This is a genomic window from Pyxidicoccus sp. M15 (assembly GCF_056858435.1).
Genome location: NZ_CM166495.1, coordinates 11483518 through 11505295 on the forward strand (window position 1 = coordinate 11483518; position 21778 = coordinate 11505295).

Here is a 21778-nt window from a genome sequence, read left to right on the forward strand (position 1 = left end):
CGGCGAATGTGTGGCACGTCCCTCGCAGTAGGCATGGGCACACACCAGCGCTCCTCCGGACGCTGCGAACCCCAAAGGAAGATCCCATGCGCGCCATCAACTCCTCCGTCGGTTCCTCTGGCTGCTTCCCCGCTCAGCGCTCCTCCTTCGCCACCCGCCAGGCCAACCAGGCCAACCGCATCCAGAAGGGCATCAGTGACGGCTCCCTCACCTCCGAGGAGGCCAGCGGCCTGAAGGCGAAGCAGTCGCAGATCGCCGAGGCGAAGGACCGCGCGATGGCCGACGGCAAGATTGACAAGCAGGAGCGCAAGGAGCTGCGGAAGATGCAGCGGGAAGCCAGCCGCGACATCTTCGAGCAGCGGCACAACGGAGCCGAGGGCCCCGTCGCGCCCGAGCAGCGGGGCTGCAACATCAGCGGCCACCAGAGCGGCCAGGGCAACCGCATCCAGAAGGGCCTCAGCGATGGCTCGCTCAACGCCGGCGAGGCCCGCTCCCTGATGGACCAGCAGACCCGCATCGGGGAGGCCAAGGGCAAGGCGATGGCCGACGGGACGATGGACGAGACGGAGTACAACCAGCTCCGGCAGCTGCAGCGCGAGGCCAGCCTCAGCATCTTCAACGCACGCCACAACGACGGCATCCGCGTGTAGCCACCGCCCGGCGAGGCGCCGGGTGCCTTCACCGCAACAACAACGGCAGCCGCGTGTAGTCGCCGCGGCTCAGCGCGACATGGAGCGCTGGGGAGCAGGACGCTCCCCCCGGGCTTCGAGCCAGGTGCTGATCTCCGCCGCCTGCTTCTGCTGGCCCAGCGCCGTGTAGCGCTCCCGTGCCCGTCGCGCCTCCTCGCGGGCCTGCTCCAGCTCCCGGCCCGCGGCCCACAGCGCCTGCGCCAGGGTGAAGCCCGTCTGCGCGAGCGCCTCCGGGTCCGTGTTCTCGTAGGAGAGCGCCTGCCGCAGCGGTACGACGGCCTCTGCGGGGAGGCCCTGGGCCAGCAGCGTCTTGCCCACGCCATCCAGGGAGTAGGAGAGGTCGGGGTGCTCCGCCCCGAGCACCTTCCGCTTGAGCGCCTCGGCGTCGCGGAAGGACTTCAGGGCTTCGTCATGGCGCTTCAGCTGGAGGAAGCACTCGCCCAGCTCGTCCAGGTCGTCCGCCGTGGAGGGATGCTCCGCGCCCAGCGCGGCCTGACGCACGGCGAGCGCCGATTGAGCGTACTCCAGCGCCCGCGCGGGCTCCCCGCTCTCCCGGTACGCCGTGGCCAGCATGCTCCGGCGGATGGCGGCCTCGGGGTGCCCTGGCCCCTTGAGCTCCTCCGTGCGCCGCAGCGACTCGCTCAGCATGGCGATGGCCCTGGGAAGGTCTCCCAGGCGCAGCGCCGCGAGGCCCAGGGCGTGGCTCACCTTGGCCCGCCGCGGGTCCTCCGGCGCGAGTGAGCCCTCCAACGCGCGGGCCCTGGAGAAGGAGTCCCACGCCTCCTGGTAGCGCCCACCGAAGAGGGCGGTGTAGCCCAGGTTGACGTTCAGGTCGAAGGCCGCGGGCGGCTCGCTGCCCACCCGCTCGAGCACGCCCCGCGCCAGGTCACCCCACCGACGCGCCTCCTCCGGGTGGCCGTTGTTGGCCAGCGCGTAGGTGAAGCGGGTGAGCACCTCCAGGCGCTGCCGGTCCGCGCTGCCCGCCTCGGCGTCGCGCAGGGCATGCTCGAACTGGCGCAGGCTCTCCTCTGCTTCGCCTTGCTGATGAAGCAGCCAGGCCAGCAGGTAGCTCAGCTCGGCCTGCTGCGGGTGCCAGGCGGTGAGGGCCACCTGGGGCTCCAGCTTCCGCGCCAGCTCCAGCCCCTGGGCATAGCGGCCCGCATCGAGCAGCGCGCGAACCTGGGCGAGCTGCCCGCCAAGCTGCTCGAGGGCCGCGCGGCGCACGGGGTCGGCGGGCAGCGCGGGCTGCTCGGCCAGGGACTCGATGTCGCGGCACTCCTCGAGCCCCGGGAGCGCGGAGGCGGCATCCACGGCGCGCTCCACCACCTTGCCGTCCGCGCGGGTGAGCAGGTCCACCAGCGCGCCCAGGCTCTTGCGGCGGCGCTCCAGGCACACCATGCGCAACGACAGCAACTCCTCCGTCTGCTCACCGCGCACGCGGGTGGCCTCGCAGGCCTCGGTGTGCAGGCGGGCCCACCGGCTGGCATAGGCATCCAGCAGCCGCGTCGCCCCGAGGGCGCTCTCCGAGGCGAAGGGCCTGCCCGTAGCGCTGAAGGCGGCCTCCAGCTGCTGTCGCGCCCCGGGCCCCCAGACGGGGGCCACGAGGGAGTCCGCCCCGGCGCACACCTGGCTCTGGCGGTGGAGGTACAGGCCCACGCCCGCCGTGGCCACCGTCAGCAGGCCCAGGGCCGCGAGGGCTCCACGGCGATTGTTCCGCCGCTGCTCCCAGGAGAGCTCCGCCAGCAGGGCCTCCATGGAAGGAAAGCGGTCGTCCGGGTGCAGGGACAGGCCCCGCATCAGCGCGTTGCGCACCCGGGTGGAGACGCGAGGCTCCGCGGGAGGCGCCTTCGCGGTGCCATGAGGCAGCAGCCGCCAGGCCTCCGTGCCAGGGGGCGCCTTGCCCTGGTGTTGAACCGCCTGGGTCGCCGCTTCGACCATGCGCCGGGGCTCCACGGCGTGCTGGCGGTACAGCGCCCAGAACAGCGAAGCGCAGAAGCTGAACTGGTCCGCGCGGGCGTCCACGCCACTGCCCAGGTACTGCTCGGGCGGCATGAAGTGGGGAGTGCCCATCACCAGCCCCGGCTGCGTCAGCGGCGTGGCGGACTGGACGCTCCCCGCCCGGACCGACAGCGCCTCCTCGTCGGGTCGTGTCCCGTCATCCTCGTGGGAAAGGGGCGTGAGCCGAGCCAGCCCGAAGTCCATCACGCAGACGCGACCGTTGCGGCCCATGAGGACGTTGGCGGGCTTGAAGTCCCGGTGCACCAGCCCCACCCGGTGCGCGGCGAGCAACCCCTGCCCCGCCTGGAGGAACACGCGAAGCACCTCCTGCGGCGAGGGGGGCGGTTTCTGGCGGGCCCACTCGTGGAGGTTCTGCCCCTGGATGAACTCCATGGCGATGAAGACGCCACCGTCCACCGTCCCCACGTCATGCACGGTGATGACGTTGGGGTGGGAGACGCGGGCCATGGCCTGGGCCTCGCGCAGCAACCCGGCCGCCTCATCCGTGTCCCCTGGGCGGGCCTTGTCCGGGCGCAGCAGCTTGAGCGCCACCTTGCGGTCCAGCTCCGGGTCATGGGCGGCGTAGACCACGCCCATGCCGCCCTGCCCCACGGGGTTGAGGATGAGGTAGCGCTCGACGTGGGAGCCCCGCTCCAGCAGGCGCCCGGCGCGCGTGGGAGGGGGCGTGGGTGCGGTGTCAGGTGCGCTGTCGGGGCGCGCCTGGAGTCCCCGAGGGACTGGCGGACCGACGGGTTCCGTCATGCCCTCGTCGCCAGGGGGGGCGACGTCTTCATCCGAAGGAGGTCCGCTCATCGCGCCAGCAGCATAGGGCCGCGGCCCGCCCGGCGCACATCAAGGCAGCCCCGGTCTCTCTTTCTCATGAGATGTAATTGAGTGCCCCTGTTTTGACACATCATGGCGAGTGGGGGGGTGGCTGTCTCGCCCTCGGAAGGACTGGTACAAGTTCCCCCGCCACACCTCAGAGGGGGAAGTTCATCCATGAAGTCACGCGTCCTGTCCGCATTGGCCCTGCTTGGCCTGGTGTCCTGCGGAGACACCGCCACCGAGCCTGACTCCACCGTCTCGGAACCATCCACCGTCGAGCCCACGCCCACGTCCATGCGCCCAGACGCCAGCCTGGAGGTACTGGCGGCGATTCGGGCCCGCGAACCCGAGCGAGCAGCCCGGGCCCTGGCGGAGGTGGAGCAACGCTTCGCCACGCGCACCCCGGGCCTGGAGCTGCGGGTGCGCCGCGTGAAGACGAACCCGATGGGCGACACCCACGTCTGGATTCAGCAGGTCTTCCAGGGCACGCCGGTGGTGGGCAGGGATTTGGGCGTCATCGTCTCCCTGGACGAGCAGCTGCGGGTGCTGGGGACGCCGGATGACTTCAAGGAGGTGAAGGCGCCGAAGCTGACGGTGGCGGCGGGGCTGGCCAAAGCCCGGGCGCACGGGAAGACGCGGGGCCTGGCGCTCAAGGCAGACGCGGCGGAGGGCCTGCTGGAGCCCGTCTACGAGCACCGGCTGAAGGCGGGCGCGAGCGGAGAGAACGCGGCGGACTACGAGACGGTGGTGGTGGGCTTCGAGCGGGGCGTGCGCGTGAGCCTGGGGGCCTCCACCTCCCCCGAGGCTCCGAGAGAGCTGTTCGTGCGGGAGCGGGACGGCGCCGTGCTGGAGCGGGCCAAACCCCGCCGCGCCTATGCGAATGCAACGCTGCGCAGCAGGTACGCCGGCACCGTCACCTCGCTCCCGACGCTCCACAACCTGACGGATGGCATCTATTCCCTCACCAATCAGCGCTTCGACAAGGTCTCCTGGACCGCGTCACCCGACGCGACACCGGAGTACCTCTACACGCACACGGTGAATGACTGGGGCGACGGCCAGCTCTTCACGGGCGGCAGCCCCGCCAAGACCAACGGGCAGACGGCGGCGGCGGATGCCTATATCTCCATCTATGGCACCCTCCGGATGTGGACCGACGTCTACCTGCTGGACAGCTGGGACGGCAGCGGCTCTCCCATTGAAGCCATCGTCCACCTCCCGGATGCCAACGCCTATGCGATGGGCGGTGGCGTCGTCTGGCTGGGGTACCAATACGACGGCAGCGCCCCCAACAACCTGTCGAACAAGCCGCTGACCGACATCGAGACCGTGGGCCACGAAGTAGGCCACATGGCCTTCGAGGACATGATTGGCTACGTGCACCCCTACGACTTCGGCGAGGTGGCCGGAATGGACGAGGGGACGGCGGACATCTTCGGCCTGGTGGCCGGCTTCTACCTGCCGGATGCGCTCGCCACCGCGAGCGGTTGCAGTGGCCGCATCTGCGGCGGAGGGACTCGCCGGCCCATCACCGTGCGCAACGACTGGGTGGGTGGAAACGTGGTGGACTCCCGCTACGGCCGCTCGTTCATCGACCCGTTCCGGTACGCCGCATGGGACCCGAGCATCAAGACCGCGGATTCCCACGAGGCCTCGGGACCGCTGCGGCGGATGTTCTACTTCCTCAGTGTCGGCGTGCTGGAGGCCAGCAAGCTCCCGGCCGTGGGCCTGACGAAGCCGCAGCGCGCGAGCCTCTATCTGCCCAAGGGAATGACCGGACTGGGAATCGATACGGCGAACTGGCTCTGGTACCACACGCTCAGCAGCATCTATTTCTCACGCATCAGCGGCTACCACGACGCGAGGGAGATGATGCTGGAGGCGACGACGGCGCTGTACGGCCACAGGCCCCACACGCCGCAGTACAAAGCGGTGGAGGACGCCTGGGCCGCGGTGAATGTCGGGCCGCCGGCGGACCGCACGGCGCCTGAAATCACCATCGCCACCCAGCAGACCAGCCCCACGGAAGGCACGGTGACGGTGGACGTGACGGACGCCAACGGCATCTCCAGCGGCACGGTGGTCATCCGCTCCGCCCTCAATGGCTTCAACACCATCCATGACTGCACCGGCCACTGCGTCATCGCCTTCAATCCGACCGACTACGGGACGCATTCGGCGCACACGGTGAAGGTCACCGCGAAGGACACGCGGGAGAACGAGGTGTCCAAGCAGGTCTCCTTCGCGCTCGATGTCACCGCGCCAAGCGTGACCATCTTCGGGAACGACTACCGCAACTCGTGGCAGGACTGGAAGTACTCGGCCACCGACGCCTCGGGCATCACGCGGGCGAAGGTGCTGGTGGACGGGGCGGTGCATCTGGAGCAGTCGTGGGAAGCGCAGCCGGTGCCTGGCTTCGTCTTCGACCACGTCATCGTCGACCTCACAGGCCGGCCCGAGCGCTTGTATCCGGTGCGGTTCGAGACGACCGACCGCTTCGGGAATACCGACGTGATGAACTTCTCGCTCGCAGCAGACCGCACGCCACCCGACTTGTGCACGCTGACGGCGACGACGCACCCGACGGAGCTGGGCCGGGTCGACCTGACCGCCACCGGGCGAGACAGCCTCGCGGGGATGCACTCCATCAGGTTCTTGCGGGTGGGGGTGGACGATACACTCGCCTACTATTATGCCGCCGCGGTGGGCGGCTCCCAGGTCAGCAGAAGCCACTCCGTCACGCTGGCCCCAGGCACCTATACCTTCTACGCCAGGTGCGGCGACAAGGCCGTCAACTACGCCAACACGGCGCAGAAGACAGTCACCGTGCTGCCGGCATGCAACAGCATGGCAGTGGCCGGAGGCGCCCAGGTGGATGAGCGGACGTTCGCCATGGGCAAGACGTCGGGGACGGTGACGCTCCGCTATCAAACCTACGGCGTGCACGACCGCATCAAGGTCTACTCGGGAACGACGCTGGTGGCCGATACCCAATGCGCGGCCACGAGTGATGACACGTCTGTCTTCGCGTACAAGACGTTTACCTTTTCGGGAACGACGGGACAGCTGAAGGTGCGGGTGGAGCCGAACTGCAACCCCGTCACGGCGGCTCCCACCACCGAATGGGCCTACTCGCTGAGCTGTCCTCCGTGAGGCACTGACGGAGCCCCAAGCCCCGCCACGGCTTCGTGACGGGGCCTTCCCATGCGCGCAGCTGACGACCTCGCGGGCGGGCGTTACTTCTGGCCCGCGAGCCAGGAGCCCCACCGCACGAGCCGGGTGCCACCCGAGGGCTCGCGCTTGCCACCCGAGACTCCGCGATCACTGCTGCCGGAGAGCGGCTGGAAGCGCGCTTCATACGGCAGGCCCGCGAGCCCCGGGGCCCACGGCTCGGCGGCGTAGGTCTCCGAGAGGAAGAGCTGCATTCCATCCGCCTCCTCCGTGCTCTGCACGATGAGGGCGGGCACGTTGCCGGCCTGCGCGGTGAAGGTGCCACGGGTGCCGGACGCGGCGGATGCGGGAGGCCAGTCCCCCGAGGACAGCGCCTCCCACGGCAGGTTCACCAGCAGCTCCTCGAGGGGCTCCGGCTCGGCCTGGGAGAAGTCCGAGCAGGGGGCGGCGGTGGCGTCGTCGACGGGAGCCTCGGTGCGCAGCAGGTAGCCGCGCTCGGCCGTGAAGCACACGCGCTGCACGCCGGGCGAGGGGCCCACGTCCACGCGCCTGTCGTAGTACGCGCCCGGGCCCAGGGGCCGCTCCAGCGCGGGCACGGGGGCGTCGGCCCCGGCCGAGCCCTCGCGGAAGTCGCGCAGCGCCACCTTGATGCCGCCCGGGGTGTGGAAGCCGGCCGCCTCGGTGTCCGCCTCGAGCAGGCCGCGGGTGAGGTAGAGCGGGCCCGGCGCATTGGCGTACACGCGCGTGCGCAGGGGGCCGTCCACGGGGCGCTGGTCGCTGACGTAGCGCAGGGCCTCCCAGGTGCGGCCCGCGCTGGAGGCATTCTCGGCGGTGGCCTTGCCACCATGGGGCACGTCGAGCGGGCGCGTCGTGTCCGCGCGCACGGGAATGAGGAGGTCCCCCGCCAGCCGCGGCTGCGCCAGGGGCCGGCCGGCCTCGTCGGTGAAGGCCACGCGCACCCAGACCCAGGGCTGCTGCACGGCCACCACCTCCAGCGTCAGCTGCCCGGCGAGGGTGCGCGGGGTGCCGCCGCCGCGGGGCTCGGAGCCCTGCGTCGCCGAGAAGGTGTAGGTGACCCGGTCGCCCACGCGGGCGCGCTTCCAGGCGTCAGCGGCCTGCATCGGAGCGGACTCCTGCGTCTGCGTGTCGGAGGGAGACGGGCTGCTCGACTTCGTGCTCTCGCAGCCCGGGAGGAACGACAGGGCCGCGCCCAGCAGCGCGGCGAGGGGGAGGTTGGAGTGGCGCATGTGCATGCGGGACTGGGTACACCGGGAGTGTATTCACGCCCAGCTCTCGTCCCCACGAAACTCCTGGTGCGATGCGCCGAGAATGAATTCATCCGGCTGCGGTGCGTCGTGAGAAGATGACGCACCCGCCCGAGTGCGGTGCTGTGGGTGAGTCGCGCTGAACCTGGCTCGGGGTACCTGAGACCCCAGGGCGGGTGACCGATAACCAGACAGCACTGTGTTGTTCCGAAACGCCCGGGATTCCACGAGGATTTCGTAGCGCTGGCGCCGACTTGCGCCCACGAACGTCATCTTTATTTACAAACGTGGGTCTGGCCCCTGGAGCGCGGACAGTCCAGGTAAAGCATCGATTTCTGCTTTTTCCCTCTGTACGGCTGATTGGTACGTCAATTGCTCAAGCTCCCGTCAGCGCTGGACCGCGGCTGGCGGAAGCCAGGCGGCCGGTGCGTCCCCCCGCAGTCAGGTGTACGAGGAAATCCAAATGCTCAAGAACATGTTCAAGGGAGCTGCTGTCCTCGCGGTGAGCTGTGGCGTGCTGGCCGGCTGCGGTGACGCCATGAGCGAGAACGAGGAGATCACGGCCAACCTGATCGAGGCCGGCTACCAGGCCGACGACATCCGCGTTGTCGACGGCAACGTGTACGTGGGCAATGACGCGCACGTGACGCTCGAGGCGTCCCGCGAGATGATCTCGGGCACGGGCAGCCACGAGCAGTACAGCACCACCAACCTGGTGGGCACCTCCGTGACGCGCATCTGCGTCAACCCCACCTCCGGCTTCAACAGCTACACCCGCCTGAGCCAGGGCCTCGACCTGGCCATTGCCAACTACAACGCCCTGGGCCTGCGCATCACCTTCCAGCGCGGCGGCTCCGGCTGCACCGCGAACATCACCGCGCAGACCATGTCCGGCACCGGCGGCTCCGCGGGCTTCCCCTCGGGCGGCCGTCCGTACGGGACCATCAACATCGGCACGGGCCTGAACAGCTACAGCGTTGACGTGAACGAGCACGTCATCACCCACGAGCTCGGCCACGCCATCGGCTTCCGTCACTCGGACTACTACAACCGCGCCATCAGCTGCGGCAGCGGCGGCAACGAGGGCACGGCCGGCGTGGGCGCCAACCTCATCCCCGGCACGCCGAGCACGGCGACCGTGGGCGGCTCGGTCATGAACGCCTGCTTCCGCTCGACGGAGACCGGCGAGTGGACCAGCTCTGACCGCACCGCGCTGAACTACCTCTACTAAGAGATGGTACGGCGGCCCCATGGTCCATTCATGAGTCCGTGGGGCCAGGTTCTCGCGGGCACCCTCCTCCTGGGCATCCTGGCCTGTGGAGAAGAGCCGGTGCCCGTGGACCCTCCGGTTTGCGAAGCTCCGGCGGTGCCGGAGGTTCGCGGCCAATGGCAGTGCGGTCCGACGCTCGACTTCACCCCTGTGAACCTCTACCAGGGTGAGTTCGCGGACGTCGTGCAGGAGAAGGAAGAAGCGGTCGCCCTGATTGACGGGCGCTGCACCGGCACGCTGATTCAAGCGCTCGCGGGCCCGGTGCTGTTGACCGCGGGCCACTGTGTCGGGCTCGGGGACCGGTCGCTGCTGGTCTTCAACTTCGAGGAGCCGGCGGACGGCGACGAGCTGATGACCGAGGGCACCGTCATCGAGCAATCGCTCGAACCCGACTATGCGCTCATCAAGCTCGACACGCTGCCCGACGTCGCCCCGGTGCTGCTGACGTCCCAGGCCAGCGAGCGGCTGGCCATCATCCAGCACCCCCGGGGCCGTCCCAAGGTCGTCGCCGAGGGCCGCTACCTGGACTCGTGCAACCAGGTTGTCTACTACAAGGACCTGGACACCCTGGTCGGAAGCTCCGGCGCGGGCGTGCTCAACCGTCAAGGCCACCTGCTGGGCGTGCACACCGACGGCGACTGCGAAGAGAACGGCCGCGGGCACAACTGGGGCTGGACCATGGCGTCGGTCGTCGCTGCGTCCGAGCACCTGCAGGACGCCGACATCGCCGAGCGCTGAAGGACGCGGCGTTCACCTCATGTTTGCTTGAATCCACGGGGTGACCGTGACACGCGGCACCTCGTCTCCCATTTGAGAGCGAGGAAACCATGCGTCGCGAGCTGATGAAGGTGTGCGCTGTGCTGCCTGTGGCCGTGCTGGCCGCCTGTGGAAACATGACGACGGGCGACAAGCCGGCGGAGGCGCCGGGCCAGACGTCCCAGGCCGTCATCTACACGCCGCCCCCGCCGTCCAGCGGCAACATCTACGACAGCACGACGTACCTGGGTCCGGTGGGCCTGGGCGGCTCGGTGCGGACGTTCTTCACCCAGGCCCCCCAGTACTACTCCTTCAAGGTGACGGTGCCGGGCTCCCTCGTCGCCCGCTTCGAGGTGACGCACGAGGGCAGCACCATGTACCTGGACACGGGCCTGATGGTGTACGGGCCGAAGAACTCCAGCGGCAGCTACGGCCTCTACCCGTGGGCGCAGGACGACAACTACGGCTACGGCGAGCTGAGCCGGCTCGACACGTCGCTGCCGGCCGGTGAGTACCTGGTCGTGGTGAGCTCGGGCAGTGGGAAGGACAAGCAGTTCCGGTTGCAGACCACGTGCTTGAGCGGCGCCTGCCCCACGCCGCCGCCCGCGACGCCGGACACGTCCGGCTACGTGCCGGCGCTGACGCAGGGGGCTTTGACGGCGCAGCTCGAGGCGACGCTCGAGGCGGGCAACGACACGCGTGACTGGACGGAGGGCTCGCTGCGCCGCTTCGACATCGCGTGGCCGTACGCGGGCCAGCCCACGCTCAACCAGGTGGACCGGTCGGTGCTGCATGAGTACAGCGCGTTCGCCGCCGATGACGCCATCGCGCTCAGCTACACGCAGGCCCAGGCCTACCTGTACCCGGAGTTCGAGCCCCTGCTCCCGCAGATAGTCGCCGCCTACGGCAATGGCACGGAGAACGTGCAGGTGGCGACGCGCTACCACTCCTACCCGGTGGCGCCCGGCGCCTCCGGCTGGTTCCGCCTCTTCGTCATCCTCTTCCCGGTGTCGAAGAAGGTCGTCGTCTTCGAGCAGACCGGCTACGAGACCTGAGCCGGGCCGCCCCGGGGGCGGCGCCAGCCCCCACGCACCGGCCCCGGCATCCGCCCGCCCGCCTGCTCGCCGTGCCTGGAGTCCGCGCTCCCCCGAGCGCGGTTCACAGGAGAGGAGGCACGACGATGAGAACCTCGACCTGGGCCGGTGCGCTCGCGGCGCTGTGCCTGTCCGGCGGCGCGCTCGCGCACCATGGCTGGAGCAGCTACGACAACTCCCGCACCCTGACGCTCACGGGCGTCATCCGCGAGTCGGGCTATGAGAATCCACATGGCTTCGTGGACCTCGACGCCGCGAAGGAGGGCACGTGGCACGTCGTCCTCGCGCCGCCCTCGCGGATGGAGAGCCGGGGGCTGCCGAAGGCCGCGCTGAAGGAAGGCGCCAAAGTCACGGTGGAGGGCTACCCCCACCGCACCACCAAGGATGAGCTGCGCGCCGAGCGCATCACCGTGGAAGGCAAGACGGTGGAGCTGCGCTGATGTCGGCGCCGGGCGACCCCGGGTGGCTCGGCGGGCTGGAGTCGACGTGGCTCGCGGAGACGCTGCGCCGCGAGCCCCTGCTCTACCCGCTGCTGGAGGTGGTGCACATCCTCGGCTTCGTCGTCCTGGTGGGCGCGGCGGTGATGTTCGATTTGCGCCTGCTGGGGCTCTCCCGCCAGCTGCCGGTGACGGCGCTCGCGCGGCACCTGTTGCCGTGGGCCCGGCGCGGCCTCGCGGTGGCGGCGCCGTCGGGGGTGCTGCTCTTCCTGACGCAGGCGACGCAGCTCGGCAGGAGCCCCGTCTTCGGCCTCAAGCTCACGCTGCTCGCGCTCGCCGGGCTCAACGCCGCGCTGTTCCACCGGCGGGTCTTCCGCTCGTCGCGGGACTGGGACACGGAGGTGACGGCACCTCGCGCCGCGCGGGTGGCCGCCCTGCTGTCCCTCCTCCTGTGGACGGGCGTCATCACCTGCGGCCGCCTGCTGGCCTATCTCTGAGGCCACGAGGAAGCGCGGGGGCCCGCGACAACGGGCCCCCGGCGCCCACGACTACGGCACGAGATTGAACTCACCCTCGCGCAGCAGGCTCTCGATGGCGGGCGTGCGCTCCGCCGCCGCGAGCTCCGTCACTCGCACCGCCGGGAAGCGCACGCCGAGCCCCTGGTTCAGCCGGTGGTACAGCGTGTTCGTCCCCAGCGAGTACAGCTGCAGCCCGCGCAGCGAGTAGACGCCATCCAGCTTCGACAGGCCGGCATGCCCCGCCTCGAAGCGCAGGGTCAGCGTGTGCAAGCCCGCGCCGAGCTGGTCCGTCACCTGCGCCTCGGCCACCGGACGCTCCACGCCGTGGGCATCCGTCGCCACCAGCGTGCCCGTCACCTCGTAGCGGTCCAGCGCCGCGCTCTCCAGCGCCACGTCCACCTCCAGCGCCGCCACCTTCCCGGCCGCGTCACGCACCAGCCGCGCGCGCCCCACCTGGTCGATGCGCGCCGTCGGCACCGCGAAGCCGAAGGACGTCTGCGCCAGCCGGTCGAAGGACTGGCCACCCGCCGAGCCCACCGCGCGCACCTCCAGCACCCACGCGCCCGGCTCGTCCTTCTCGTTCATCACCCGCGACACCATGGCGCGGTGAGCGTTGCCCACCTTCACCACCGGCACCACGCGGTCCTTCTCGAAGCGCGGCGTGTAGAGCACGGCCTCGTAGCGCACGTGGTCCACCTTGTCGCCCGACTGGAGGCCCACCGTCACGTAGCCGTCGTCCCCGGGGAACAGCTGCATCGCGGAGGACGTGAGCGACAGCTCGATGCTGGAGGACGGCAGGCGCACCTCCACGGCCAGGCCCAACTCCGCCGCCTTGCGGCCCACCTGCACCTGGTAGCCGCCGCGCCCCATCTCCTTGTCCAGGCGGAGCATGGAGATGGGCCGGGTGATGCCTTCGGACTTCAGCTTCTCCGGGTCCACGCCCATCTGCGCGTTGCCCTGACGTGCCGCCTTCAGGTCCGCGCGGCGGCCCTTCGCGTCCAGCATCGTCACCTCGCGCAGCGCCTCCTCGCCGGCCTTCGGGTTGTTGCCCTTGGGAATCAGCATCACCCACGCGTCATCCGGCGTGTCGATGGGCAGCGTGAGCTGCGTGGCCGCGGAGCCCGGCGGCACGTGCAGCATCGTGGACTTCGAGCGCCGCGTCTCCGGCGCGAGCGGCGCCGCCAGGGGCTGCTTCGGCGACGACGGGTTGGACACCGAGACGAGCCCGGGGCCGATGCCCTCGCGCGCGTCGCGGCCGAACAGCCGTCCGGGGGACACGTCACCGGGCGCGAGCGAGGCACCCGAGGTGCGTTGCATGTCCGCGGCCATGGCGGGCCCCTGCGTGAAACCGAGGATGGCGAAGGCCAGCGCGAAGCCGGCGGACCTGAAGAAGCTGTGAGGGAAGTTCATGTTCGGTCTCCGGGTCCGCATCAGTGAAGCGCCTGGACGACGACGTAGTTGTCGAGGCCCCAGTAGTAGTCGTACGCCAGCGCACCGCACCAGTTCGAGCCACCCGGCGGCGCCTGCACGCAGTCATTCGCGCCGGTGGAGCCGGTGGTGGCGTCGAAGCCGTACTTCGCCACGAGGCACGCGTCGCAGATGCCGTCGCCCGCCCACGAGTCGGGGCACACCTGGCTCCACGTCGGGTAGTAGTAGGAATTGAGATAGGGATTCCAGCTCGCGGTGCTGGGGATGCGGTAGCTGCTCGCATAGCCGTAGGCGATGAGGCAGTCCGGCTCCGGGTAGCCGTTGTTGAGCTGGCTGGCCGAGCACCCGTACTTCCACACGGTGTGGTTGGTCATGAAGTCCGTCGCGTAGCCCGAGTAGTAGTTGTTGCAGGCCTGGCCCGCGGCGGCCACGTTCGTCTCGGGCGTGTACGTCTGGCCCGACGGCGGGGGGATGGGCGCGGCGGCCACCTTCTGGCCGATGAGGTAGCCGCTGTTGTGGCAGCTGCGGCGCGACTGATTGTGGTTGAGCCGGCTGTCGTCGATGATGATGTTGCCGAAGTAGCCCGAGCTGTCGTTGCCGATGAAGCCGTCCGTGCCCGCGTTGAAGCTGCCCCAGCCGAGCAGCGCCGCCGCCTTGAGGCCAATGGTGGTCAGGTAGCCGCCGCAGTGCGCATCACTGGAGAACAGGTTCGCGTACACGCGGTTGCCGCGCACCACGGAGATGGGCTTGCCGCCCACCGTCGTCGCGCCCTGGGTGCCGGCGAACGTCCCGTTGGAGTTGTACACGCGCATGTTGTCCGTGCGCTGCTGCACCACCGCGGGGTTGTTGTAGCTGCCGCCACCGAAGAACTCGACGATGCTGTTGGCGATGTTGAGGAACGAGCCGCTCGTCGTCACCTGGTCCGCCAGCGGCGTGCCCGTCAGGTCCGGCGCGGAGAAGATGACCTGCGAGATTTTACTCGTCACCAGGTTGACCGCACGGCCCTGCGCGCTCACCGCGCCGGTGTGGCCCAGCATGTACCGCAGCGGGCTGGAGCCGTTGGAGTGGGTGATGACGGTGATGCTGGTGATGCCGTTGGCATTCACCCAGGGGACAATCTGGTCGACGATGGAGCCCCAGCTGCACTGGCTGTGGCCCGCGCAGCTCGCGCCCGGATAGCCCACCACGAGGTAGGGCCGGCCATTGCGCATGGTGTCGATGGACGACTGCGTCCAGTAGCCCACCGCCGAGCTCGGGGACTGGTCGCCGGTGCCATGGACGAAGACGACTCCCGCGCTGGCGAGCGCGTCACCGCTCGCGCCGAGCAACACCGCGCAGACCGCCGCGAGCGCCCAGCCTCTTCTGAATGACAGGTGCATGAAACCTCCGTGAAGGGGGAGCCAGAGCACCTCATGAATCGGACCAGAATAAAAGGCGTATCTAGCAATTCCGGACCGACACAGAACAACAGGAAGTTCCAGGGTGGGAACGCTCCGGGCCCCCACCCTGGAGTCTTCAACCCATGCAAGGAATTGACTCCCGGGCGGCCCCGCAAAACAAGACAAACAAAACACATCCAGGAATGTCCCACGGAGAACGCCCACACGGCCCCGCGGGGCAAAACCTTCCGCCATGAAAATCAATGTCAGACACAGCCCCCAGAATCCCTGTCACGCGGAAGCCAGAGGTCCTGGCGGCACGCGTGAAATCCCCCAGCCGTTCCTGCTTCATCCACGGGGGATGGGAGCAACACCATGGCAAGCAAGGCAGCCACACTCAGCGACAACTTCAACGACAACATCATCGACCCAGCGAAGTGGGACACCTACGGAGCAGGTGTGGCGGAGGTGAATCAGCGCGTCGAAATCCGGCCCCAGCCGAACGTCGCGAACAGCTATGAGGGCTACCAGTCCCACGTCACCTACGACCTGACCGACTCCTCGGTGCAGCTGGAGGTCGTCCAGACGTTGCGCGCCGTCCCCGGAGGGTTTGTCTTCCTCGATGCGGGCCCCAACGACAACAACCGGCTGCTGATACACGCGGGTGAGGGGCAGCTGCGCTGCCTCCAGGCTGTAACGTCCACCTTCACCACGCTCCTCAGCATCCCGTACGACCCGCTCCTCCACCGCTGGTGGCGGCTGCGGGACTACCAGGGAAAGGTCTACTGGGAGACCGCGCCCGACGGCGTCCAGTGGACCATCCAGTTCTCCAAGGACCGTCCAATCACCCTCACCAACGTCGAAATCGGCTTCGGGACCGGGCTGGGCCAGGCGGTCCCCTCGCCGGGCCTGGCCATCTTCGACTCGTTCAACGTCCCGGCCACCAGCCTGTCGCGGCGCGTGGAGGAGCGGCGCCTGTCGGCGGAAGCGGTGCGCAAGCAGGCCGCGGAGCTGGCCGCCCGGCGCCCCCACCCCGAGCATTTCAACAACAACGACGAGACGAACTACCCGAGCCAGTCCTTCATCGGCAGCTACTCCAAGTCCCTGCGGCACGACTCCGTGGGCGACCCGGAGCCCGTCTCCTACGGCACCCTGCTGCGGGCCCTGCAGGGCCGAGACCCGGGGGACTTCGAGGAAATCATCCTCGCGTCCAGCACCGCCAAGAAGCTCACCAACCCCCAGTCGGGCCTCGCCTTCGACGTGGAGGGCCCGGACGCACAGGCGCTGACGCAGCCTCCCGCGCCGCGCTTCGACAGCGCGCAGACGGCGGCGGAGATGGGTGAGCTGTACTGGATGGCGCTCGCGCGGGACGTGCCCTTCATCAACTACGCCACCGAGGCGGCCATCACCACCAGCGTCATCGCGGGGGCCATCAGCTCGCTCAACTACGAGTTCCCGACCTTCGGCGGCACGGTGCCCGTCACCGCGCAGAACCTCTTCCGGGGCATCTACGCCGGTGAGCAGGCGGGGCCGTACGTGTCCCAGTTCCTGCTCAAGGGCAACATCGACCCGCGCCAGCCGGACGGACAGGGGCGCGACGCCAACGAGGGCTACGTCACCTTCGGCTCGCGCGTCATCGACCAGCGGCAGCGGACGGTGAAGGGCTACCCGGAGCTGGGCGCGGCGGCGGACTACCTGACGACGCACGCCAACTGGCTCGCCGTGCAGAACGGCCGCGACGACCGGGGGCAGGACCAGTTCGACCTGACGCAGCGGCGCTTCATCCGCAACCTGCGCGACGGGGCCAACTTCGTCCACTTCGACCAGGTGGTGGACGCGTGGTGGAACGCGGCCTACTACCTGCTCTCCGAGCCCGTGGGGAACCAGTCCATGGGCAACGCCGGCGGCACGGGCCGGCCGCTGGTGGACCTGGAGTTCCCCAAGAACGCGGGCAACCCGTACGACCCGCCGGGCACGGCGGCGGACTCGCGCACGCAGGTGGGCTTCACCACCTTCGGCTCCGTCCACCTGCTCCAGGCGCTCATCGAGGTGGCGGGCCGCGCGGGGCGCGCGGTGTGGTGGCAGAAGTGGGGCGTGCACCGCCGGCTGCGCCCGGAGGAGTACGGCGGCCGCGTGGACAACCAGCTCAATGGCCGGCGCACGTACCCGCTGCACGCGTCCATCACCACGTCGCTGTCCACGGGCGGGCTCGCGCCGTCCTTCCCGGAGCGCTACGGCTCGTACCTGCTGCCCCAGGCGTACCCGGAGGGCTGCCCCACACATCCGGCCTACGGCGCGGGGCATGCCACCATCTCCGGCGCGTGCGCCACCCTGCTCAAGGCCTTCTTCAACGAGCGCGCGCTCATCGAATCACCAGTGGTGCCCAGCGCGGACGGACTGTCGCTGGTGGCATACACGGGCGCTGACGCAGCCCAGCTCACGGTGGGCGGGGAGTTGAACAAGCTGGCGGGCAACATCGCGCTGTTCCGCAACGCGGCCGGCGTGCACTGGCGCAGTGACTACACGGAGTCGCTGCTCCTGGGCGAGTCGGTGGCCATCGGGCTGCTGCAGGAGATGAGCCTCACCTTCAACGAGGACGATGCCTTCTTCCAGCTCACCCGGTTCGACGGAAAGACCCTCCAGATCCACGACGGCGTCGTCCGGCCCGCCCTCGAATAGCGCCGGAGCCCCTCCGGTGGCGCGGTGGCGCCCGCTCTCCCACACGGCCCATGTGGGAGAGCGGGCGTCAGGGACTCCTGGTAGATGCTGGCTCCCCCTACCCGGAGGAACCCCGAATGAAGCTCGCATGGAAGTCCCTGGCCTTCGTGCTGCCGCTGCTCGCGGCGTGTGGTGGCGCGCCGCAGCCGGAGAACGCCCCGGCCGACCCGGCCACCGAGACGCAGGCCGCCCCGCTCACCACGCCCACCGCCACGGTGCGCTTCTTCACCGGCTGGACGCAGGAGCAGCGCGGCGCCATCGTCCGCGGTGGCCAGCTGGTGGTGGAGTACGACCTCTACCGGATGACCGACTGCCACAACAGCACCTACGCCGGCCAGCAGGCGTGGGACACGCTGGCCTACGTGCGCTTCCTGCCGGGCGGCCAGCTGTTCTCCGGCAGCGTGAAGCAGGCCACCGGCAGCACCACCTTCGTGAACAAGCCCTTCGTGGTGACGACGGTGCCCTCGGACGCCACGAGCGTGGAGACGTGGTTCTTCACCTCCGGCCGCACCTGCCAGAGCCGTTACGACAGCAACTACGGTGCGAACTACACCTTCCCCGTGGAGGCGCAGTCCCCCGCCGCGGTGGTGTGGGCCGGTGACTGGGGCGGCAGCCTGTCGCGCGACTGCGTGCACCGCGACGGGATGGAGGACCCCATCGTCCTCGACAGCTACGTCATGCAGCGCGCCTGCCGGTGGGTGGACGCGGACGTGTACGTGCCCGGCGTGACGGACGCCACCACCGCGCGGCCGGAGCTCGTCCAGGCGCAGGTGGAGTTCAGCGTGGACGGCGGTCCGCTCCAGTACAAGTGGCTGAGCTACCAGGGCCGCGTGGGCAACAACTACCGCTGGCGCTGGGACCTGGCCTCCGAGCCGCTCGCGTACACGACGTGGTCGCAGTACGCGTACGCCTTCCGCTACTCCACGGACGGCGTGAGCTGGTACCGCATCGCGCTCGGCGCCGGCCCCGTGGGCGGGGCCACGCGCACCGTGCAGCGCGCCTTCTAGGCTCCGGAATGAGTGGCCGCCGGCGGACGCTCGAGGCCGGCGGCCCGTCGGAATCCGTGTTCCCGTGAAAGGCCGGGAGATAGGCTCGCCGCCTCCAGCAGGGTGCGGCGGGCCGGCCCGACGAAGGGAATGCGAGATGACCGAGAGCAGTCCACGCGGTGAGGAACGGATACAGACGGGAATCCCCGGGCTCGACACGGTCCTCCGCGGGGGGTTCCGGCCGGGCCGCGCCTACATGCTGATGGGCCTGCCGGGAGCGGGGAAGACCATCCTCGCCAACCAGGTCTGCTTCCACCATGCCGCCAACGGCGGGCGCGTGCTCTACGTCACGCTGCTGGCCGAGTCGCACACGGAGCTGGTCGCCAACCTCCGCTCGCTCACCTTCTTCGACGGCTCGCGGCTCCCCGAGTCCATCACCTACCTGAGCGCCTTCACCGTGCTGGAGCAGGGCGGGCTGGAGGCCCTGGCGGAGCTCATCCGCAAGGAGATTCGCGCCCAGAAGGCCACGCTGCTCGTGCTCGACGGGCTGGTGGCGGCGGAGGAGGCGGCGCCGTCTCCGCAGGCCCTCAAGAAGTTCATCCACGGCCTCCAGGTGGTGACGAACCTGGTGAGCTGCACCACGCTGGTGCTCACCACGGGCGGCGGGCGCGGCCTTCGCGCCGAGCACACCATGGTGGACGGCCTGCTCATCCTGAAGCAGCGGATGTTCGGCGCCCGGAGCATCCGCGAGCTGGTGGTGCGCAAGTTCCGCGGCAGTGCCCACCTGCTGGGCAGGCACAGCTTCGAAATCACGCGGGACGGCATCGTCCTGTATCCCCGGCTGGAGACGCTGGTGGACGAGGGGGAGCTGCCGCCCGACATGGGCAACGCGCGCAGCGCCTTCGGCATCAAGGGCCTGGACCGCATGCTGTCCGGCGGCCTTCCCGCCGGCTCGGCGACGCTGCTGCTGGGCCCCTCCGGCAGCGGGAAGACGCTGCTGGGGCTGAGCTTCCTCGCGGAGGGCGCCAGCCGCGGCGAGCGTGGCCACCACTTCGCCTTCTATGACTCCCCCGAGCGGGTGCTGGTGCAGGCGACCGGAGTCGGGCTGAAGCTGGCGCCGCTCCTCGAGCGGGGGGACCTGGAGCTGAGCTACCGGGCGCCCATGGAGAACATCCTCGACAAGCTGGGGGCGCAGCTGCTGACGGTCATCCGGGAGCGCGGGGTGAAGCGGCTGTTCCTGGACGGCTATGACGCGCTCCAGAAGGCCACGGTCCGGAGCATCCGCGCGGCCCGCTTCCTGACGGCGCTGGTCAACGAGTGCCGGCTGCGGGGCGTGACGCTGGTCTACTCGGTGGAGACGACGACCGCCTTCGGCCCGCAGGTGGAGTTCCCCATGCGGGGCATCTCCATGGTGGCGGAGAACCTCCTCCTGCTGCGCCAGGCGGAGGTGCGCTCCGAGCTGCGCCGCTTCATCTGCGCGCTGAAGGTGCGCAACAGCGGTTATGACCCCACCCTCCGGGAGCTGCTCATCACCGCGAAGGGGCTGGAGGTCGGAGAGAGCATCGCGGATGCCCAGCAGCTCGTGACGGGCCTGCCCCGCGTCAGCACGCCGTCCCCGCCGTCCCCACGCCGCCGTGGGCGCCGGGGAAAGTAGCCATGGGGCTCATCCTCATCGTCGACGATGAGTTCGGCATCGTCGAGGCCATCCGGGACCTGCTCGCCGACGAGGGCTACCGGACGGCCATCGCGCTCAACGGCCGCGAGGCCCTCGAGCGCATGGCCGAGGAGCGTCCGACCCTGGTGCTGCTCGACTACATGATGCCGGTGATGAACGGCCCCACGCTGCTGGCGGCGATGCAGGGCGATGACGCCCTGCGGGACGTGCCCGTGGTGATGATGAGCGCGAGCACTCCGGACCACTGGCGGCACCTGCGCTGCACCGCCTTCCTGCCCAAGCCCTTCACCCTGGACCAGCTCATGAAGACCGTCCTCTGGCTCGCCGGGCCCCCGTCCGAGTCCTAGCCCGGCCCGCGCTCCACCGCTCCGCGCCCTGACAGGCAGCCGACACCTGCCGCGGGGCCTGTACACCAGCGCCCAGCCCGGGCCCGCGTTCTGCCAGACTGCGGGGCGTGACCGCCTCCGCCCTCTACCGCGACTGTGCCCGCCTCTTCATGGTGGGTTTCCCCGGCACCCGCATCGACGGCGACCTCGCCGCGCTGATGGACGACGGCATCTACGGAGCCATCCTCTTCAAGCGCAACGTGGGCACCGCGCAGGAGACGGCCGCGCTGTGCCGCGAGCTGAAGGTGCGCGCCGGCCGGCCCTTCATCCTGTCGGTGGACCAGGAGGGAGGCCGCGTGGCCCGGCTGCGCGGCGCCCCCTTCACGACGCTGCCGCCCATGCGCGAACTGGGCCAGCGCGGGGACGCGGCCCAGGTGGAGCGCGTGGGCCGGCTGCTGGCGCACGAGCTGCGAGCGGTGGGCTTCGACTGGGACTTCGCGCCGGTGCTGGACGTGGACACCAACCCCGCCAACCCCGTCATCGGCGACCGCAGCTTCAGCCGGGACGCGGACGAGGTCGGCCGGCTGGGCGTGGCGCTGTCGCGAGGGCTGGAGGCCGGAGGCGTGGCGTCCTGCGGCAAGCACTTCCCCGGCCATGGCGACACCATGTCGGACAGCCACCTGACGCTGCCCCGGCTGCCGCACGATTTGGAGCGGCTGCGCAAGGTGGAGCTGGTGCCCTTCCGCGCCTTCGCCCAGGCAAAGCTGGCCTCGCTGATGACGGCGCACGTCCTCTTCGACGCGCTGGACCCGGGCGTGCCCGCCACCATGAGCCGGCGCGTGCTGCAGGGCGTGCTGCGCGAGGAACTGGGCTTCGACGGCGTGCTCGTCAGCGACGATTTGGAGATGAAGGCCATCGCGGACCACTACTCCGTGGAGGAGGCCACGGTGCAGGGCACGCTGGCGGGCGTGGACCTGTTCCTCGTGTGCCACCGCGCGGACGTGCAGCGCCGCGCGATTGAAGCGCTGGTGAAGGCGGTGGAGTCCGGCCGCGTCCCCCGCGCGCGAATCACGGAGGCGCACCGGCGGCTCGACGCGCTCGCGGCCCGCTTCGCGCACCCGGCGGAGGACCGGCTCGCCACGCTGGGCGACAGCGAGCACCGCGCGCTCGCCGAGGGCCTCGCCAGCTCCTTCGCTGGCAAGGACCCCACCGAGGTCATGCTGGCGTCCCGCTGAAGGCGCGG

17 protein-coding genes are annotated in these 21778 nt (G+C 69.9%); 13 read left to right on the forward strand and 4 right to left on the reverse strand.

Features of this window, described 5'->3' with window-relative positions; genetic code table 11:
* The first annotated feature begins 86 nt into the window (after positions 1–86).
* Positions 87–650: a hypothetical protein gene (locus ACX9TP_RS42480; protein WP_482976398.1), complete on the forward strand. Its 564-nt coding sequence runs from the start codon at positions 87–89 to the stop codon at positions 648–650.
* Positions 651–719: 69 nt separating this feature from the next.
* On the opposite strand, the gene ACX9TP_RS42485 is transcribed toward ACX9TP_RS42480, so the two are convergent.
* Complete coding sequence (locus tag ACX9TP_RS42485) at positions 720–3449, reverse strand: tetratricopeptide repeat protein (RefSeq protein ID WP_482976399.1); 2730 nt, start codon at positions 3447–3449, stop codon at positions 720–722.
* Between the two features lie 237 nt (positions 3450–3686).
* Here ACX9TP_RS42485 and ACX9TP_RS42490 point away from each other — a divergent pair, with 237 nt between their 5' ends.
* A complete protein-coding gene (locus ACX9TP_RS42490) occupies positions 3687–6665 on the forward strand; it encodes a M4 family metallopeptidase (RefSeq protein WP_482976400.1) in 2979 nt (992 codons plus the stop codon).
* An 83-nt stretch (positions 6666–6748) separates the two neighbouring features.
* On the opposite strand, the gene ACX9TP_RS42495 is transcribed toward ACX9TP_RS42490, so the two are convergent.
* Positions 6749–7936 carry a DUF6068 family protein gene (locus tag ACX9TP_RS42495; RefSeq protein WP_482976401.1) on the reverse strand — a complete coding sequence of 396 codons (1188 nt, stop codon included), beginning with the start codon at positions 7934–7936 and terminating at the stop codon, positions 6749–6751.
* A gap of 487 nt (positions 7937–8423) precedes the next feature.
* Between ACX9TP_RS42495 and ACX9TP_RS42500 the strand changes: the two genes are divergently transcribed.
* The 5 genes from ACX9TP_RS42500 (at position 8424) to ACX9TP_RS42520 (ending at position 12002) form a co-directional block, all read left to right on the forward strand.
* Positions 8424–9179 (forward strand): zinc-dependent metalloprotease, encoded by a 756-nt coding sequence (locus tag ACX9TP_RS42500; protein WP_482982311.1) that lies wholly within the window; start codon positions 8424–8426, stop codon positions 9177–9179.
* A gap of 3 nt (positions 9180–9182) precedes the next feature.
* A complete protein-coding gene (locus ACX9TP_RS42505; protein ID WP_482976402.1) occupies positions 9183–9956 on the forward strand; it encodes a trypsin-like serine peptidase in 774 nt (257 codons plus the stop codon).
* A gap of 89 nt (positions 9957–10045) precedes the next feature.
* Complete coding sequence (locus tag ACX9TP_RS42510) at positions 10046–11029, forward strand: hypothetical protein (RefSeq protein ID WP_482976403.1); 984 nt, start codon at positions 10046–10048, stop codon at positions 11027–11029.
* 125 nt (positions 11030–11154) lie between these two features.
* Positions 11155–11508, forward strand: a complete 354-nt coding sequence (locus ACX9TP_RS42515; RefSeq protein ID WP_482976404.1) for a DUF6152 family protein — start codon at positions 11155–11157, stop codon at positions 11506–11508.
* Positions 11508–12002 (forward strand): DUF6644 family protein, encoded by a 495-nt coding sequence (locus ACX9TP_RS42520; protein ID WP_482976405.1) that lies wholly within the window; start codon positions 11508–11510, stop codon positions 12000–12002. The genes ACX9TP_RS42515 and ACX9TP_RS42520 overlap by 1 nt, the downstream gene beginning before the upstream one ends.
* Positions 12003–12053: 51 nt before the next feature.
* Here the strand turns inward: ACX9TP_RS42520 and ACX9TP_RS42525 are convergent, their stop codons facing one another.
* Together ACX9TP_RS42525 and ACX9TP_RS42530 are read right to left on the reverse strand one after the other, a co-directional pair.
* A complete protein-coding gene (locus ACX9TP_RS42525; protein WP_482976406.1) occupies positions 12054–13433 on the reverse strand; it encodes a DUF4785 family immunoglobulin-like domain-containing protein in 1380 nt (459 codons plus the stop codon).
* 20 nt (positions 13434–13453) lie between these two features.
* On the reverse strand, positions 13454–14437 hold the full coding sequence (locus tag ACX9TP_RS42530) for a hypothetical protein (RefSeq protein ID WP_482976407.1): 984 nt from the start codon (positions 14435–14437) through the stop codon (positions 13454–13456).
* Positions 14438–14486: 49 nt separating this feature from the next.
* Here ACX9TP_RS42530 and ACX9TP_RS42535 point away from each other — a divergent pair, with 49 nt between their 5' ends.
* The 6 genes from ACX9TP_RS42535 (at position 14487) to nagZ (ending at position 21770) form a co-directional block, all read left to right on the forward strand.
* A complete protein-coding gene (locus ACX9TP_RS42535; protein ID WP_482976408.1) occupies positions 14487–14630 on the forward strand; it encodes a hypothetical protein in 144 nt (47 codons plus the stop codon).
* A 575-nt stretch (positions 14631–15205) separates the two neighbouring features.
* A complete protein-coding gene (locus ACX9TP_RS42540; protein ID WP_482976409.1) occupies positions 15206–17509 on the forward strand; it encodes a vanadium-dependent haloperoxidase in 2304 nt (767 codons plus the stop codon).
* A 116-nt stretch (positions 17510–17625) separates the two neighbouring features.
* Positions 17626–18555: a DUF6209 family protein gene (locus ACX9TP_RS42545; protein ID WP_482976410.1), complete on the forward strand. Its 930-nt coding sequence runs from the start codon at positions 17626–17628 to the stop codon at positions 18553–18555.
* A gap of 136 nt (positions 18556–18691) precedes the next feature.
* A complete protein-coding gene (locus tag ACX9TP_RS42550; protein WP_482976411.1) occupies positions 18692–20188 on the forward strand; it encodes an ATPase domain-containing protein in 1497 nt (498 codons plus the stop codon).
* Between the two features lie 2 nt (positions 20189–20190).
* Positions 20191–20556 carry a response regulator gene (locus ACX9TP_RS42555; RefSeq protein WP_482976412.1) on the forward strand — a complete coding sequence of 122 codons (366 nt, stop codon included), beginning with the start codon at positions 20191–20193 and terminating at the stop codon, positions 20554–20556.
* 149 nt (positions 20557–20705) lie between these two features.
* Positions 20706–21770: a beta-N-acetylhexosaminidase gene (gene nagZ, locus ACX9TP_RS42560; RefSeq protein WP_482982312.1), complete on the forward strand. Its 1065-nt coding sequence runs from the start codon at positions 20706–20708 to the stop codon at positions 21768–21770.
* Positions 21771–21778: the final 8 nt, after the last annotated feature.